Below are 15,440 nucleotides of genomic sequence, written 5' to 3'. Positions count from 1 at the left end.
GGCTCACCGGCCGATCAGGCGTCGCCACCTCGGCAAGAAGGAGCGGACATTGTCAATGCTCTCCCGGGCCGCCCGCGTGTTCGGATGGTCGGCGCCCAGCACCCGCTCGCAGTCGGCCAGGACCTGCTTGAACATGGCGATGGCCTCTCGTGTCCGTCCCGCCGAGTCGTGGGTGCAGGCGAGGTGGTGGCGGCTGGTCAGGGTGTCAAGGTGGTCGGCGCCCAGTGCCCGTTCCCGTTCGGCCACGACCCGCTCGTACAGGGCGATGGCCTCCCGCAGCCGACCCGCCTCCAGGTAAATCTCGGCGAGGTTGTGGCGGCCGGTCAGGGTGAGGGGAGCATCGGCGTCCAGCAGCCGCTCGCAGTCGGTCAGCATCGCCTCATACGAGGTGATGGCCCTCTGTGTCCGCCCCGCCGCCCGATAGGCGCCGGAGAGGTTGCCGCGGGTGGTCAAGGTGAGGAGGTGGTCGCGGCCAAGCGCTCGCTCGCAGTCGGGCAGGAGCTGCTCGTACAGGGTGACGGCCTTCTGTGGCCGCCCCTCCAGCTGATGGGCGTCGGCGAGGTTGTGGCGACTGGCCAGGCTGATGTGGTGGTCGGTGCCCAGCACCCGCTCGCAGTCGGCCAGGACCTGCTCGAACAGGGTGATGGCCTCCCGCGTACGCCCCGCAGCCCGATAGGTGTCGGCGAGGTCATGGCGGGTGCCCAGGGTGAGATGGTGGTCGCTGCCCAGCACCCGCTCGCAGTCGGCCACAGCCCGCTCATACAGGGTGATGGCCTCCTGAGTCCGTTCTCCCCACTGGTAGGTGTAGGCAAGGACCTGGCGGCTGGTCAGGGTGTCGAGGTGGTCGACCCCCAGCACCCGCTCCCGTTCGGCCAGGACCTGCTCGAACAGGGCGATGGTCTCCTGCGTCCGCTCCGCCGCCTGATAGCTGCAGGCGAGGTCGTGGCGGCTGCCCAGGGTGGCGGGGTGGTCGGTGCCCAGCAGCCGCTCGGATTCGGCCAGTGTCACCTCATGCAGGGTGATGGCGCGGGACAGGTCGCCCATCTCCCGCAGGTAGTCGCCGGACCAGCCGCGCAGCAGCAGCAGGTCAGGCGTCAGGAGGCCGACGGGGGAGGCGGTGGCATAGAGGACACCGATGTGTTCCCGCAGGGACTTCGCCATGCCCCTGGCTTTCCAGGGCGTGGTCTCCTCGTTGATCAGGTCGTTCAACGCGCGCAGCGGGCCGACGGCATCGGCCAGCACCTGCCCCAGGCGGCCGTCGTGCCGGGCGCGTTCGCGCAGCACTCGCTGGATCAGGCCGTGCATCAGCACCACCCGGCCATCGTCGCTGAAGGTGATCAGCGAGGTGTCGGCCAACCCGGACAGCAGCTCGTCGATGCCCGATCGCTCCTCGGGTTCCGCACCACCGGGCAGCAGCGACCTGGCCACGCCGAACGAAGACAGCACCGCCAGCCTCTCCAGCACCGGGCGGGCGCCCGCGACGGTCTCCTCGGCGTGGCCGAGCGACACGAGGATCGTCCGCGCGGCCCAGGCCGGATACTCCTCGCCCTCCAGGGGGGCCGGGTGCCGATCCGGGGACAGATCGCGCAGCGAGCGCAGGTAGCCGCGGTAGCCGGTCTTCTCCCGGGCGATGACCGCGCCCGCCTGGGCCAGCGCCAGCGGCAGACACCCCAGCTCCTCGGCCAGCTCGGCGGCCGCGTCCTCATCGGCCAGGCCGGTGCGGCCGGCCAGGAACGCCACCGCCTGGGCCGGGGTGAAGGCGTCCACCTCCATCGAGGCGTAGTGATCCCCGAAGGCACGGTCGCGGGAGGTGATCACCACCCGGGCCGCTCCGCCGGCCGGACACCAGCGCCGCACCGCCTGGATGTCGGTGGCGCCGTCGAACACCACCAGGCACGGCTGATGCGTCCCCGACAGCCACGCCTTCGCCTTGTCCGAGGCACTCTCGATGGTGTCAACGGGGACGCGCACCCCCAGCCGATGGGCGAGGTCCTCCAGCCCGGTGAGGATCTGATCGGTGGTCGCGGCGGGAATCCAGGCCACCACCGGCCACCCCGCCGCCTGGCAGGCCCACGCGTACGAGGCGGCCAGCAGCGTTTTGCCCACCCCCGGAGCGCCGGTCAGCGCGCACACCGCCTCCGTGGCGGCGAGTTGCGCCAGCAGATCCTCGCGCACCTGAAACCCCGTCGGAGGTGCGGGGACGGCGCCCTCGACGATCTGCTCACGCACCGGCGGCCGGGCGGTGAAGTCGGCCACCACGGCGGAGACCGCTACCGGCGGCTTCTCACGCGACGACCTTCGCTGATCCGTCATGTGCCCCATCCTCCGATCGAACACCGCCGCCGGGCACGGATGACGCCAAACGGTGATCGACTACCTTCGCGTGCCGGAGGGCGGGAGCGGCCCGCGGGTGAAGGTCACCGCTGCGGGAGGCCGGTCAGGAAGCGGCTCGCGATGGGGGCGGCCACCGTGGAGCCGGCGCCGCCGCCCTCCACCACGATGGAGAACGCCAGGTCTCCCCGGTAGCCGATGAACCAGGCGTGCGACGGCGGTTCCTTGCCCGAGCCGAACTCCGCGGTCCCGGTCTTGCCCGCCGTGCCGGAGGGGAAGGGGACCGCGCTCGCGGTGCCCTCCACCACCACCGCGGGCATCAGCGTGCGCAGTGCCCGCAGGATCTCGGGTTCCAGCTTCCGCGGCTCGGCCTTGACCAGCATGGTCTTGATCCGCAGGCCCGTTCCGAGCCTGGGGTGGACGGCGGTCGGGCTCCACTCCACCCGCCAGGTGCGCTCGTGCTCGACCAGTCTCAGTGACCCCTCGTAGGCCCAGTTCACGGGCCCCTCCAGCGTCGCGCGGAACCCGACGGTGGCGGGCTCGCCGTCCCGGGCGTCTCCCAGGACGCTGAAGGCGGCCCCCGTCAGCTTCAGGTCGGTACGGAAACGCCGGTACCAGCGCTCGAAGTCGTCCGGCGGCTCGACGGTCAGCGCACGCATCGCCGGGTAGTCCTGCCGGCCCCACGCGGTCAGGAACATCTCCGCGGTCTCCTCGGGCGAGCCTTCGGTGTGCAGTGCCCATACAGTGCCCGCGCTCGCGGCCGCCAGCACCAGCGCGGTCGCGGTGGCCAGGTGTCTCAGCCTCATGGCAGTGGTCGCCCTTCGTCGTCGGGGACAGAGAAGACCAGAGAGTTGTCCCTTATGTCCAATATTTGGGACAGGGGGAGACCGATAGCCGAATGGATATCGGTGCTGGTGGTGGCCTGTTTCCCAGGGGTGGTGGCGAGGGCGTGTGTGGCCGGTCCACACGGTGTGCCGGGGCGATATGTGAACCCTGGGGATGACATTCGGTTGGGGCGCCGAGAGGATAGGGCCATGGTTGAGGAAGGTGCGCTGCTCTGGGAGCCCTCCCCGGAGGTTGTGAGGAACGCGAAGGTCACCCGTTATGCGGAGTGGCTGGGCCGGGCCGGTGACTACGAGTCGCTGTGGCAGTGGTCGGTTGACGCCCCGGCCGAGTTCTGGACGTCGATCTGGGACTACTTCGAGGTCGTGGGGGAGCGCGGTGACGGGCCGGTCCTGTCGGGGGAGATGCCCGGCACGGAATGGTTCGCCGGGTCGACGGTGAACTACGCGGCCAACGCGCTGCGCGGGGCCGCCTCCGACCCCGGGCGGCTCGCGGTGGTCGCCCGCGACGAGGCGGGCGGGCGGCGGACGTTCACCAGGGGCGAGCTGGCCGAGGAGGTGGCACGGGTCCGCGCGGGCCTGGCGGCGCTGGGTGTCGGACGGGGCGACCGGGTCGCGGCCTACGTACCGAACGTCCCCGAGGCGCTGATCGCCTTCCTGGCGACCGCCTCCCTGGGAGCCGTTTGGTCCTCCTGCTCGCCCGACTTCGGGGCGTCCAGCGTGATCGACCGTTTCACCCAGATCGAGCCGAAGGTGCTCGTCGCGGTCGACGGCTACGACTACAACGGCAGGAGCTTCGACCGAAGCGCGGTCGTCGACGACATCGCGGCCAGGCTGCCGACGCTGGTGGCGCGGGTCCGGATCTCGGCCGAGGACGTGCGGGGCGCGCGGAGTACGCCGGGCGCGGACATTCCCGGCGGTTCCGGCGCGGCGGACGCTCCGGGGCCCGGGGCCGGGGTCCGTACGGTGAGCTGGGCGGAGCTGCGCTCCGTCGCGGGGCCGCTCGACTTCGAGCCGGTGCCGTTCGGGCACCCGCTCTGGATCGTCTACTCCTCGGGCACCACCGGGCTGCCCAAGCCGATCGTGCACGGCCACGGCGGTGTGGTGCTCGAACACCTCAAGGCGACCTCCTTCCACCAGGACCTGGGTGAGGACGACGTCTTCTTCTGGTACACCACCACCGGCTGGATGATGTGGAACTACCTCGTCGGCGGACTGCTGGTCGGCTCGACCGTGGTGCTCTACGACGGGGCGGCGACCTACCCCCAGACCGACGCGCTCTGGCGGCTGGCCGCCGAGGAGGGGGTCACCTACTTCGGTACGGGCGCTCCGTACGTGATCGCGTCCATGAAGGCCGGCCTCAAGCCGTCGGGCCTCGACCGGCTGCGGGGGCTCGGTTCCACCGGCTCGCCGCTGCCGCCCGAGGGGTTCGGCTGGGTGCACGACGCGCTGCCGGACGTGCAGCTCGGTTCGTTCTCCGGGGGCACCGACGTGTGCACCGGTTTCGTCGGCGCGGTCCCGCTGCTCCCGGTCCGGGCGGGCGTGATCCCCTGCCGCTGCCTGGGAGCGAAGGTGGAGTCCTTCGATCCGTCGGGCAGGTCGGTGATCGGCGAGGTCGGCGAGCTGGTGGTGACCCTGCCGATGCCGTCGATGCCGGTGATGTTCTGGAACGACCCGGACGGGTCGCGCTACCGCGACAGTTACTTCTCCGAGTACCCCGGGGTCTGGCGGCACGGTGACTGGATCAAGATCCTTCCTGACGGCGGCTCGGTGATCTACGGCCGCTCCGACTCGACACTGAACCGGGGCGGGGTGCGGATGGGCACCAGCGAGTTCTACCGCGTGGTGGAAGGTTTCGAGGAGATCGCCGACAGCCTGGTGATCGACACCGGCCAGCTCGGGCAGGAGGGCCGCCTGCTGCTGTACGTCACCATGGCCGAGGGGGAGACGCTCCGGGACGACCTGGTCATGCGCCTGCGCCGGGAGCTCAGGGAGAGGCTCTCCCCGCGCCATGTGCCGAACGAGATCATCGAGGTCCCCGGCATCCCCCGCACCCTCAGCGGCAAGAAGCTGGAGGTCCCGATCCGCAAGATCCTCCTCGGTGTCCCCCCGGAGAAGGCCGCCAATCTCGACGCCATGGCCAACCCCGAGGTCCTCTCCCACTTCGTCCCGGAGGCCGACACCGCGCGGCGCTGACCGCCCCGCCCCGCCACGTCACCGGGCACGGTTTCCTTGAGCACGGTTTCCTCGGGCACGGGCCCGAGGACCGGCCTTCCCGGGCGCCGCCCGAACCGCGGAGGCCGCCGAGATGCGCCCCGCGGGACGTGGCGGGGTGATCCCGGGCTGCGGGGACATTCCTCCCGGGGATCGGGGGCATCGGCCCAGGCGGCCTGGGACGGGGTCCGGGTTCGCTGTCCAGGTGATGAAAAATCCTGATTCGTTCCGCCGGATCGTCGCCGGCATCGCCCTGCTCGCCTGGCCGCTGCTGGAGTTTCTCGCCTTCCTCACCTCGCCGCCGGGAAGAAGCCACGCCCCCGCGGTCTTCCGGGAGAACGCGACGACGGTGCAGGTCAGCGCGCTTCTCTACCTGTGGGCCGCGCTCGCCCTCATCCCGGTGACCTTCGCCCTGGCCCACCTGCTGCGCGGGCGCGCCCCGAGGACGAGCAACCTGGGGGCCGCGATCGGCCTGATCGGCTGCGGGCACGCGCTGACGCTCTTCACCACCGACTTCTACGACCTGGCCCTGGCCCAGATACTGCCCGACGCGCAGGCGGAGGCGGTCACGGCCCGGGCCGGCGAGCTCTGGGGATTCCTGTACGGCATGCTGCTGCCCGGCTTCCTCGCCCACGTCGGGCTGTTCACCCTGCTCATCGCGCTGGCCGCGGTCAGGGTCGCCCCCTGGTGGGTGCCGGTCGTCGCGTTCGCGGGAACGCTGGTCCCCTTCCTGGCCATCGACCAGGCACCGGCCGTACAGGCTACGGGCGCCCTGTTCCACCTGGCCGCGTACGGCTGGATCGCGCTGCGTGTGCTGCGGATGCCGGACGCCGAGTGGAGTGGGCAGGTCACAACCCCGCTTCCCGCGCGCGCATGATCGCCTGTGCCCGGTCCGCCACCTGGAGCTTGGTGAAGACGGCCGACACGTGATTGCGCACGGTCTTCTGGCTCAGCCCGAGCCTGGCGGCGATCTGCGGGTTCGTCAGATGCTCGGCGACCAGGCCGAGGATCTCCCGCTCCCGTCTGGTCAGCTCGGGCAGCGCCTCCTCCCGCCCCTGCTCGCGCCCCTGCTCGCCGAAGTAGCTCGCCAGCCGGGTGGCGATGGCCGGGCCGAAGATGGCCTCGCCCTCGGCCACCGCCTGCACGGACCGGACGATCTCCGCCTTCCTCGCGCCCTTGAGAACGTAGCCCCTGGCGCCGGCCCGCATGGCCGCGAACACCGAGTCGTCGTCGTCCGACATGCTGAGCACGACCACCCGGATGTGCGGGTGGTCGTGGGTGAGCCGCTCGGTGGCCGCGACCCCGCCCATCCCCGGCATCGCCAGGTCCATCAGGACCACGTCGGGCTGCGCCCGCCCGACCAGGGCCAGCGCCTGCTCGCCGCTGGCCGCCTCGTCGGCGATTTCGATGCCCTCGGTCGTCGACAGCAGGGTCCGCAGCCCCGCGCGAAAACCCGGATGGTCGTCAACCAGCAGGATCCGGATCACCACCACCGCCTCCTTCCTCGGCCGCCGGCAGCACGACCCTGACAAGGGTCCCGCCTCCCGGATGCTCCTCGAACACGCACGATCCGCCCAACTCCACGGCACGCTCCCACATCGACGCCAGCCCGACCCCCGCGCGGCCCGGCTCTTGGGGGCCGTCGGGGACGGGCGCCTCCTGGCGCATCCCCCGGCCGTCGTCGGATACCTCCAGCCTCAGCGTGCCGTCCACCACCTCGATTCGCAGCTCCGCGCGGGTCGCTCCGGCGTGCCTGCGCACGTTGGCCAGCGCCTCGGACGCGATCCGGTAGGCGGCGACCTCGGTGGCGGCCGGTAGCGGCGGCAGGTCGTCCGGGGCGCGCAGGGCCACCCGCAGGCCGGACGGCTGCCGGATCGTGTGGGCGCGGAGCGCGCCGAGCAGCCCCAGGGAGTCCAGCGCGGGTGGGCGCAGGCCGTCCACCAGGGTCCGCACATCGGCCACCGCGGCCTCGGCGTCGGAGGCGATCTCGGCCAGCAGCCGCCGCGCGTGCTCGTCCTCGACCAGGTCGTGCACGGCCTCGGCACGCATGGTCAGCGCGGCCAGCGTGGGCCCGAGCCCGTCGTGCAGATCGCGCCTCAGCCTGCGCCGCTCCTCCTCGCGGGCCATCACCAGCCGCTCCCGCGAGCGCCGCAGGTCGGCGGAGAGCCGTACGGCGTGCACGGCCACCGCGATCTGCCTGGCCAGGTCGCCGAGGACGCGCAGGTCGCGGGGGCCGAACTCGCTCTCTCCCGGCCTGGGCGACAGGATGAGGTCACCGGCCCGCTCGCCGTTGTGCGTCAGTGGCAGCCGCAGGAGCTCCCCGCCGGGCGTGCCGGACGCGTACCGCGTGCCCCCGGCCGTCTCGACCGCCGCGTACGGCAGGCGCAGCGCCTCGGCGACCGACCGGGCGACCCCCGGCAGCACGGTGCCCGGCTCGGCGGTGCTCTCCAGCCTGCGGCCCAGGCGGGTGAGCGCCGCGTACGGATCGTCGCGCTCCCCGTACGTCAGCAGGTTGACCCAGCCCTGCAGCCGTTCCCGCAGCGGCGCGAAGGCGAGGGCCACGAGCCCGGCGGCCAGGATCGAGATCGGCAGGTCCCCGGTGGGGAAGAGCGCGCCGAGGTAGCCGACCACGAGCACGTACCCGCCGGTCACGCATCCCGACAGCAGCGCGTAGACCAGCGTCCGGTTGATCACCAGGTCGATGTCGAAGAGCCGGTGGCGCAGGATCGCGACGCAGATGGCGACCGGCAGGAGGGTCACGCCGACTCCGCCGACCAGCTCCCACGAGGTGTTGGTCATGGGCCAGATGGAGCCGGGGACGTCGTCGGTCAGCCCGGCCGCCAACCTGGCCGCGACGACCACCACCTCGATACCGACCGCGTAGACCAGCCAGGCGACCTGGCGGCGCTCCCGGCCGCCGCTCCGAAGAGCCCGCACGCCCAGCCCCAGCGCGCCCGCGAAGAACACCACGGCGAGCAGGGCGGTCATCGCCGTCTCCACCACCGGTGCCGCGTCCGCGAGAGCGGTCACCCCGAGCGGGTTGACCACGCCGCTGCCCTCGGCGACCTGGCTGTTCTCACCGGGCCGGAACGCGCCGGCCACCATGGCCACCGCTCCCGCGGCGGTGGCGCCGATCACCAGCCGGCGTGCTCCCGCCGAGGACAGCCGCCCATCGGGGAAGAACAGCGGGATCAGGCAGGCCGACAGGTTCGCCGGCACCCAGAGCCAGGTCTGCGGCCAGGCCAGGGCTTCGGCCAGGGGCAGCCCGGGACGGGTGACGAGACCGAGGATCGCGTACTGCCCGCAGAACTCCATGAGCGCGAAGCAGAACGCGCTCACCGTCAACAGCCGGCCCACCCCGTGCTCGGGACGGCGCGAGCCGATGAGGCCGCCCGCCAGCGCGCAGGCCGCCACGAACAGCAGATGGGACAGGGTGAGCGGATCCGTCCCGTTGAGAACGGCCAGGACGACGCCGAGCGCGGTCAGCACCAGGGTCAGGGCGCACCATGACCACGCGATGCGCGCCGCTGCCGCCGCCACTGTGCCTCCCGAGCCGGTCGCCACACCGTATCCGGCCCGGGGGACGATGTCTCGGGGTGGGGCTCGCCGATCAAAGGAGCGGCCCCCGGGATCAGATCCCCTGGGGGAGCCGGAACAGCCGGCCCGGGTCGCGGGCGGCCTTGATCTGGGCGAGCCTGGTGGCGTTCGCTCCGTAGTAGGCCGCGCGCCAGCCACCGAGCTCGGGGTCGATGTAGTTGACGTAGGCGTGGTCGCCGAAGTGGGGTCGCATCGCCGCGTGCGCGGTCCTGGCCCAGGCGGCCGCTCCGGCGCGGTGGGCGTAGTACTGCACGCTGTAGAGGGCGGCCCGGTGCGGGAAGGCGGTGGCGTCGGGGCGGACCCGGGCGACGGCGCCGCCGAGGGCGTCCAGCAGCACGGTGTGGTTGCCGGGGCGGGCGACCTGGGCGACCAGGGCCCCGGCCCCGGCCTCGGAGAGCGGGCGGTAGGCCATGTGCGACTTGGCGGTGAAGGTGTCCCTGGACAGCCGCCCGCCCCTGGTCTGCCCCGGCAGGGACCCGCCCAGGTGGCACTGGGTGACCGAGAGCGAGCCGCAACCCGCCATGGTCAGCATGGCCTGGCGGTAGGAGGTCTGCCGGACGTAGCTCGACGAGGGCGACCCGGCCGCGTCGGCCAGCCGGTCGAGCAGCCGCTCGCAGTCGGCCCTGCCGCCGAGGTAGAGCCCGACGACCTGCACGTCCATCCCGCCGTCGCGGCTGAGGTGCATGCCCGACCACAGGGCGTCCGGGGCCGAGGGGCCCCACGCCTGCCAGGCGCGCAGCGCCCTGGCCGCCTTCGACCACGGCCAGTGCAGGAAGAACACCGTGACCTCGCGGGCCGGGTGGGTCCGGAACTCGAAGGAGACCGCCACGCCGAGGTTGCCCCCGCCGCCGCCCCGGGAGGCCCAGTACAGGTCGGCGTTGTGGTTCGCGTCGCAGGTCAGCAACTGTCCATCGGCCGTGACGATCTGGACGGACTCCATCACGTCGCAGGTCAGGCCGTACTTCCTGGAGACCACGCCGATGCCGCCGCCCAGGGCCAGCCCGCTCACCCCGACCGTGGCGCAGGTCCCGGCGGGGATGCTGACCCCGCTCGCGGCGAGCCTGTCGTAGACGTCGATCAGCTTGGCGCCCGCCCCGACCCTCGCCCGCCCGGCGGTGTGGCTCACCTTGCTCATCCGGGACACGTCCAGGACCAGGCCGGTCCCGGTTGACCAGCCCGCGTAGGAGTGCCCGCCGGACCGCACGGCCAGCGGCACGTTCAGCCGGCGCGCGAAGCCGACGCACTCGGCGACGTCGGAGGGGGTGGCGCAGTAGGCCACGCCCGCGGGCCGCACCGCGTCGAAGGTGGGGTTGAACAGCCGGCGTGCGCTGTCGTACGAGGCGTCGCCAGGCCGGATGACCTTGCCGGCCAGCCCGTCGGCCAGGGCCCGCCAGTCAGCGGGGCGTGGGCCGCTCGCGGCGCCCGTGGTGTCCCGGCCGGTCACGCCGGTGGCGCCCAGGGCGGGTGTGCCCTGAGCGCCCAGTGCCAGAGCGGCCAGGCCGCCGGTACGAAGGAATGCCCGCCTGTCAGGAGCGGTCCGCATGCGTTCTCCCCGAGGTTCCGTGTCGACTACCCGATAGGACGACCGCATCCGTCACCTGGTTGGTCACATTCGCATCACCGTTCGTGCGACGGGTCTCGACGGGGTCAGGTCCCCTGCACCACGCGCAGTGCGAGGGCGGGGCACATCTCGACGGCCCTGCGGGCCATCCGCCGGAACTGGGCGGGTACGGTGTCGCGGCCGAACACCGGGTAGCCGTGCTCGTCGAGCCGGACGAGGTCGGGGGCGAGCCGGGCGCACAGGCCGTGGCCCTGGCAGCGGGTCCAGTCCACGGTCAGCTTCACCTCGGGCTCGTTCTCCTGCGGGGGCAGGGGGAGCACGCCGTGCACCGGGCGCCCGCAGGTGCCGTGCAGGAGGTGTGCCTCGATGTCGTCGGGGAAGGCGTCCAGCGCCGACAGCACGAACCTGGCCGTACCGTCGGGGTGGAAGCACGCGCCCCTGCCCTTGACGCTCGCCGCCCTGGCGCGCAGCTCGTCCAGGGCGGCGGCGGAGCCGCCCATGACCTCGGCCATCGACTGCGCGACGCCCGGGAGGCCGAGACGGCACGGACCGCACTGCCCCGACGACTGGGCGGCCAGGTATCTCGCCACCCTGACCGTCTCGCCCAGCGGGCAGCTCTCCCCGCCGAGCGGCACGATGATCCCGGCGCCGAGCCGGCCGCCCGCCTCGGCGATGCCCTGCCGGGAGACGGTCGCCACGGCCGCGGCGTCCGCGTGGAGCCACGCGCCGTGGTAGCCGCCGACCAGCACGCCGTCGCCGGTGGAGGCCTGGCAGGCGTTCAGGACGGCGTAGAGCGGTGTGCCGGTCGCGACCTCGACGACGGCCGGGGCCTTGGCCGAACCTCCCACGGTGAGCAGCACCGTGCCGGGCTCGCGCGCCGTGCCGACGTCGGCGTACCGCTCGGCGCCCAGGGTCGCGAGGACCGCGAGCTGGGCGTAGGTCTCGGCGTTGGACAGCAGGGTGGGCAGCCCGTTCACCCCGCTCTCGACGGCCCTGACCTTACGGCCCGGCGGCTCTCCGACCTGCCCGTTCACCGACCTGACCAGGGCGCCGCCCTCGCCGGAGATGAACCGTTCGACGATGCCGGCCACCCGGACCTGGTCGCCGATGCCCCGCTCCTCGACCGCGGCGGTGACGGAGGTCTGGCCCATGCCGCCCTCGACCGTCGCGATCACGACCTGCTTGGCGCCGATCGCGCCCGCCGCGAGCAGCGCACCCTCGATGACCAGGTGGGGGGTTCTGGTGAGCAGCATCGTGTCCTTGCTGCTGGCCGGCTCGCCCTCGGCCGCGTTGACCAGGACGATCTTCTCCGGCTTCTTGTCCATCACCGCGCGGACCTTGCGGGCGAAGGGGAAGGCGGCCCCGCCCCGCCCGCGCATGTCCACCTCGTCGGCCAGCGCCGCCAGCTCCTCGCCGGACATGCCGGGCGCCGTGCCGTGCATGTCGCGGTGGGCCGCGAGGTCCATCCTGCGGCAGTCCTCCAGCCCGGCGGTCAGCCGGGCCGGCCCCAGCTGCCGGACCGGGGGAACGCGGTAAGGGATCATCCAACGCCTCCGATGCGGCGAAGCTCCGGTGGGTTCTCGCGCACCTGGCGCGGGATGCGGCCGATGATGCTCGTGGGCGGGGTCAGCTCCACGGCGGCGGGCGCCTCCACGGCGGCCTCCTCGCGTACCGGGATCCGCCCGGGCTGCAGCTCGGAGATCACCCTGATCAGCAGGGCCGCGCCCACCGCGACCAGGCAGATCACGTAGCTCCAGGTCACCCACTCGGCGGGACGGCGGCCCGCGGTCAGCCCGTGCAGGACCGCCAGCGGCCACGCCAGGTAGGCGGAGCCGTGCAGCAGCCGCCAGAGCCACGGCCTGTTGTTCTCCGCGAACCTGGCCCGGGCGACCCCGGTGAGGAAGACGAGGATCATCAGGTCGGAGGCGATGGCGCCGAAACCGACGTACAGCCCCTGGCCGCCGGCGGCCAGCGGGACCACGGCGGAGGCGGGGGAGGTCCTGCTTTCGATGATCTTCATGATGACGTGGATGCCCAGGGAGCCCATACCGATCATGGCGGTGGCCCGGTGCACGAACTGGGAGCGGATCCGGCCCGGGACGGGCAGCACGATCCGGTCGGCCGATAGCAGGCCGAGTGCCACGGTCGCGGTGAACGACACGAGGGCGATCACGCCCCCGAAGAACGAGAAGACCCCACGGACGGTCGCGGCCATCTCCATGCCGGGCCCGGTCCGCCCGAGCATGAGCAGGCCGACCACGGAGACCGTGATCGTGGCACCGAGACCGATCCTGGCGGGTCTTCGGTCGAGACCTGTCCCGGCCTCCGAGCGGGTGTGTCGCGGAGTCCGTCTGTTACCCACCTGTTGCTCCTGTCTGCGAAGCGGCTCGACGACGTCTGCGTGCGAGGGAGATGGACTCTGGTACTGCGAGATGCCGCTCCCCGGCCTCCGCGGGGGTGTGGAAGAGGCGCGGAGACGGGGAGCGGCGGCTCCGGGGGACGCCGGGGGACTCCGGGGGACTCCGGGGGACATCGTCAGCAGCGACGCCCCCGGTTGATGCAGTCGACGGCGAACCTCATGAGCCGGTCGGGCATCACGTTCGCGAAGTCGGCGTGGTCGGTGACGGGGCTGTGGCGCTGCTCGGGGAAGGCGTCCAGCGCGAAGGAGGCCGTACGCGGGGTGGAGTAGACCAGGGTCATCCGCAGCTGCGGGATCGGCCTGGTACCGGACGGGCAGGCGCCGCCCGCGTCGGGGAACAGCACGTGCGTGCGGTGGTTGGCGCTGTCCGTGTTCTGGCCGTCCCAGCAGCTGGGGAAGTCCAGGATCCGCACGAGCAGGCTGCCTCGGGGGCAGAGCGGGTACTTGGTGGTGATCCGGTTGGTGAACCCGGTGCAGGTCCACTTGGCCAGGGCGTTCGCACCGCCGTTCGTGGCGGCCTTGGCGTCACCGGTGATCATCCTGATGAAGCGCGGCATGGCGGTCACCCTGGCCACCGGGTTGCCGCGGAACTGCAGGCTCACCTGGCGGGCCCGCAGGATGGTGCCGACGTTGCCGTCCGGGTCGGTGGCGTTGGCGTCGGACGTGCGGTCGCGCAGGACCGGCCAGAAGTAGGTCGAGCGGTCGCCGAGCGCGCACGTGGTGCCCGCCGCGGCCAGGGACTGGTCGGTGCTGAAGGCGTCGGTCGACAGGTTTCCGACGTAGTCGTGGATGTGGTGGGCGCCGTTGCTCACCCCCGGGGCCACGATGAAGTTGTCCGGGTTGCGGTGGCCGTTCTCGTTCCTGCCGCACCGGGAGGTGAAGGTGCCGCCCGAGCCGCCGCGCCGGGTCCTGACGTCCTGGAGGTTCCGCTGGACCTGCCGGATGTCTATGAAGTCCTCGGGGAACGGCCCGAGGTCGGCGCACTCCTGCTCGTCCTGCGGGGGAGCGGGGGTCTGGCCGGGGGGAGCGTCCGTGGGCGCGTCGGCCGGCGGGGCATCGGTGGGCGCCTGAGTGGGCGCCTGAGTGGGGGCCTGCGTGGGCTGCCTGCGGCGGGAGTCGATGTTGTTCTGGGCGGTCTGCCGGTCGACGGACTCCTCGGGGGCGGCCGGCGGCGTGGGAGCCGCCTGAATGAGGCTTCCGGCCGCGGGGGGCGCGTCGGCGGCCTGGTCCTGGGCGGGCTGGTCCTGCGCCGGCGGGTTCTGAGCCGGCTGATCTTGCGGGGGCTGGTCCTGTGCCGGTTGGTCCTGGGCGGGTTGGTCCTGGGCTGGAGGGTTCTGCGCGGGCTGGTCCTGGGCCGGCGGATTCTCGGCCGGGGCGTCCTGCGTGGGGGGCGCCTGGTTCTGTCGGCTCCGCTGGTTCTGGCCCTGCTCGGCGGGATCGCAGTGGTCGGCGTAGGCGGGGGCCGTGCGCGCCGCCGTGAACGTGACGGTGGTGAGCGTGCCGGCGGCGAGCGCCAGCGCTGACAGGGAGACGAGCGAGCGTTTCATGCGTTTCATGCGTGTTCTCTCCTCACAGGTGTGTCGAGAGCGGCTGTGACGGGCGGTGGCGAGGGCGCGGGGGGTTCCGGCAGGGTCGAGTAGTCGACCAGCCCCGTGCTCTCCAGCAGGGTCATGTGCTTCATGACCACCTCCACCGCCCGCTGGGCGAATGGCCGGACCAGGTCGTTGCGGGTGCCCGCGCGTACCGCGGCGACCACCGTGAAGACCTTGCCGTGGGCCTGCCGCAGCAGCCGGGTGAACAGCAGGTCGTACTCGGCGCCGGCGTTCACCGCCGCCAGCTGCGCCATCCAGGACTGCTGGTCGGCGTTGGGCCGGCTGGGCAGCGGCACGTTCAGCTTGGCGGCGAGGGCGCGAACCTCCTCGTCGAGCTTGAGGTGGTCGGTCATCAGGTGCATGCCGACCTCCTTCACCCGCTTGCCCGCGGCCCGCTGCTGGGCCTGCCGGCCGCTGGGAATCTCCCAGAGCCCGGCCAGGCGGACCTTGACCAGCAGGTCGCGGTCGGCCGGTCCCAGGGGCCCCTGCGGGGTCTGGGTCCAGCCCTCGGTGGCCAGGGAAGCGGTGCCGCCGGGTGGGGTGATCAGGACGACCGCCACCGCGGCGACCGCGATGAAGACCCCGAACAGCAGGGGTTCGCCGTTCTTGAAGCGGCGGAACAGTGATCTGAACATGGCCCGGTTCCGCTCTCAGATACCGGCCTTCACCAGGGCCTTCTCGGTGCCCGGCCCGGGGAGGACCGGGTACGCCAGGAGGAGGACAGTTCCGACCGGCCACGGGATGTGCCGCACTGCCATGTCGTTTCCTTTCCCCGAGGCCCGCCGATGCGGGCGCACTTGGGGGGAGGTACGCGGTATCACCCGGGCCGGTTCATGGGAAGTGAGTAGATAGTTAGAAATGACCGGAGTTGCAGGAGTTGCAGA

Annotated in this window: 11 protein-coding genes; 2 read left to right on the top strand and 9 right to left on the bottom strand. The window is 72.4% G+C overall.

Annotation, left to right across the window (positions count from 1 at the left end; genetic code table 11):
- Positions 1 to 3: 3 nt before the first annotated feature.
- Both ABT130_RS00110 and ABT130_RS00105 read right to left on the bottom strand, forming a co-directional pair.
- Positions 4 to 2,313 carry a tetratricopeptide repeat protein gene (locus ABT130_RS00110; RefSeq protein ID WP_350951563.1) on the bottom strand — a complete coding sequence of 770 codons (2,310 nt, stop codon included), beginning with the start codon at positions 2,311 to 2,313 and terminating at the stop codon, positions 4 to 6.
- Positions 2,314 to 2,417: 104 nt separating this feature from the next.
- Positions 2,418 to 3,137 (bottom strand): NTF2-like N-terminal transpeptidase domain-containing protein, encoded by a 720-nt coding sequence (locus tag ABT130_RS00105; RefSeq protein WP_350951561.1) that lies wholly within the window; start codon positions 3,135 to 3,137, stop codon positions 2,418 to 2,420.
- 228 nt (positions 3,138 to 3,365) lie between these two features.
- On the opposite strand from ABT130_RS00105, the gene ABT130_RS00100 reads away from it, so the two are divergent.
- Both ABT130_RS00100 and ABT130_RS00095 read left to right on the top strand, forming a co-directional pair.
- Entirely contained in the window at positions 3,366 to 5,369 is a 2,004-nt protein-coding gene (locus tag ABT130_RS00100) for an acetoacetate--CoA ligase (RefSeq protein WP_350920908.1), read from the top strand.
- 226 nt (positions 5,370 to 5,595) lie between these two features.
- Complete coding sequence (locus ABT130_RS00095) at positions 5,596 to 6,264, top strand: hypothetical protein (protein ID WP_350951559.1); 669 nt, start codon at positions 5,596 to 5,598, stop codon at positions 6,262 to 6,264.
- On the opposite strand, the gene ABT130_RS00090 is transcribed toward ABT130_RS00095, so the two are convergent.
- From ABT130_RS00090 to ABT130_RS00060, 7 genes are all read right to left on the bottom strand, one after another.
- Positions 6,236 to 6,874 (bottom strand): response regulator, encoded by a 639-nt coding sequence (locus tag ABT130_RS00090; protein WP_350920913.1) that lies wholly within the window; start codon positions 6,872 to 6,874, stop codon positions 6,236 to 6,238. The two genes, ABT130_RS00095 and ABT130_RS00090, sit on opposite strands and share 29 nt — an antisense overlap.
- Positions 6,852 to 8,927: a sensor histidine kinase gene (locus tag ABT130_RS00085; protein ID WP_350951557.1), complete on the bottom strand. Its 2,076-nt coding sequence runs from the start codon at positions 8,925 to 8,927 to the stop codon at positions 6,852 to 6,854. The genes ABT130_RS00090 and ABT130_RS00085 overlap by 23 nt, the downstream gene beginning before the upstream one ends.
- Before the next feature lie 91 nt (positions 8,928 to 9,018).
- On the bottom strand, positions 9,019 to 10,527 hold the full coding sequence (locus ABT130_RS00080; protein ID WP_350951555.1) for an FAD-binding oxidoreductase: 1,509 nt from the start codon (positions 10,525 to 10,527) through the stop codon (positions 9,019 to 9,021).
- 104 nt (positions 10,528 to 10,631) lie between these two features.
- Positions 10,632 to 12,089 carry an NADH-ubiquinone oxidoreductase-F iron-sulfur binding region domain-containing protein gene (locus tag ABT130_RS00075; protein ID WP_350951553.1) on the bottom strand — a complete coding sequence of 486 codons (1,458 nt, stop codon included), beginning with the start codon at positions 12,087 to 12,089 and terminating at the stop codon, positions 10,632 to 10,634.
- Positions 12,086 to 12,907, bottom strand: coding sequence for a ferric reductase-like transmembrane domain-containing protein (locus ABT130_RS00070; RefSeq protein WP_350951551.1), 822 nt, complete (start codon positions 12,905 to 12,907; stop codon positions 12,086 to 12,088). The genes ABT130_RS00075 and ABT130_RS00070 overlap by 4 nt, the downstream gene beginning before the upstream one ends.
- Before the next feature lie 173 nt (positions 12,908 to 13,080).
- Positions 13,081 to 14,520 (bottom strand): DUF1996 domain-containing protein, encoded by a 1,440-nt coding sequence (locus ABT130_RS00065; protein WP_350951549.1) that lies wholly within the window; start codon positions 14,518 to 14,520, stop codon positions 13,081 to 13,083.
- Positions 14,517 to 15,191: a DUF4142 domain-containing protein gene (locus tag ABT130_RS00060; RefSeq protein ID WP_350920928.1), complete on the bottom strand. Its 675-nt coding sequence runs from the start codon at positions 15,189 to 15,191 to the stop codon at positions 14,517 to 14,519. Before ABT130_RS00060 ends, ABT130_RS00065 begins: the two co-directional genes overlap by 4 nt.
- Between the last annotated feature and the right edge of the window lie 249 nt (positions 15,192 to 15,440).

Origin of the sequence: Streptosporangium sp. NPDC001681, assembly GCF_040298085.1 — a bacterium.
GTDB lineage: Bacteria > Actinomycetota > Actinomycetes > Streptosporangiales > Streptosporangiaceae > Streptosporangium.
Note: the sequence above shows the minus strand (reverse complement) of the source record. Positions and strands in the feature narration are given on the sequence as shown.

What these genes read in the sequence shown, in the direction of transcription:
- ABT130_RS00110 (WP_350951563.1), bottom strand. Translation starts at nt 2,313, where the DNA reads ATGACGGATCAGCGAAGGTCGTCGCGTGAGAAGCCGCCGGTAGCGGTC.
- ABT130_RS00105 (WP_350951561.1), bottom strand. Translation starts at nt 3,137, where the DNA reads ATGAGGCTGAGACACCTGGCCACCGCGACCGCGCTGGTGCTGGCGGCC.
- ABT130_RS00100 (WP_350920908.1), top strand. Translation starts at nt 3,366, where the DNA reads ATGGTTGAGGAAGGTGCGCTGCTCTGGGAGCCCTCCCCGGAGGTTGTG.
- ABT130_RS00095 (WP_350951559.1), top strand. Translation starts at nt 5,596, where the DNA reads ATGAAAAATCCTGATTCGTTCCGCCGGATCGTCGCCGGCATCGCCCTG.
- ABT130_RS00080 (WP_350951555.1), bottom strand. Translation starts at nt 10,527, where the DNA reads ATGCGGACCGCTCCTGACAGGCGGGCATTCCTTCGTACCGGCGGCCTG.
- ABT130_RS00075 (WP_350951553.1), bottom strand. Translation starts at nt 12,089, where the DNA reads ATGATCCCTTACCGCGTTCCCCCGGTCCGGCAGCTGGGGCCGGCCCGG.
- ABT130_RS00065 (WP_350951549.1), bottom strand. Translation starts at nt 14,520, where the DNA reads ATGAAACGCATGAAACGCTCGCTCGTCTCCCTGTCAGCGCTGGCGCTC.
- ABT130_RS00060 (WP_350920928.1), bottom strand. Translation starts at nt 15,191, where the DNA reads ATGTTCAGATCACTGTTCCGCCGCTTCAAGAACGGCGAACCCCTGCTG.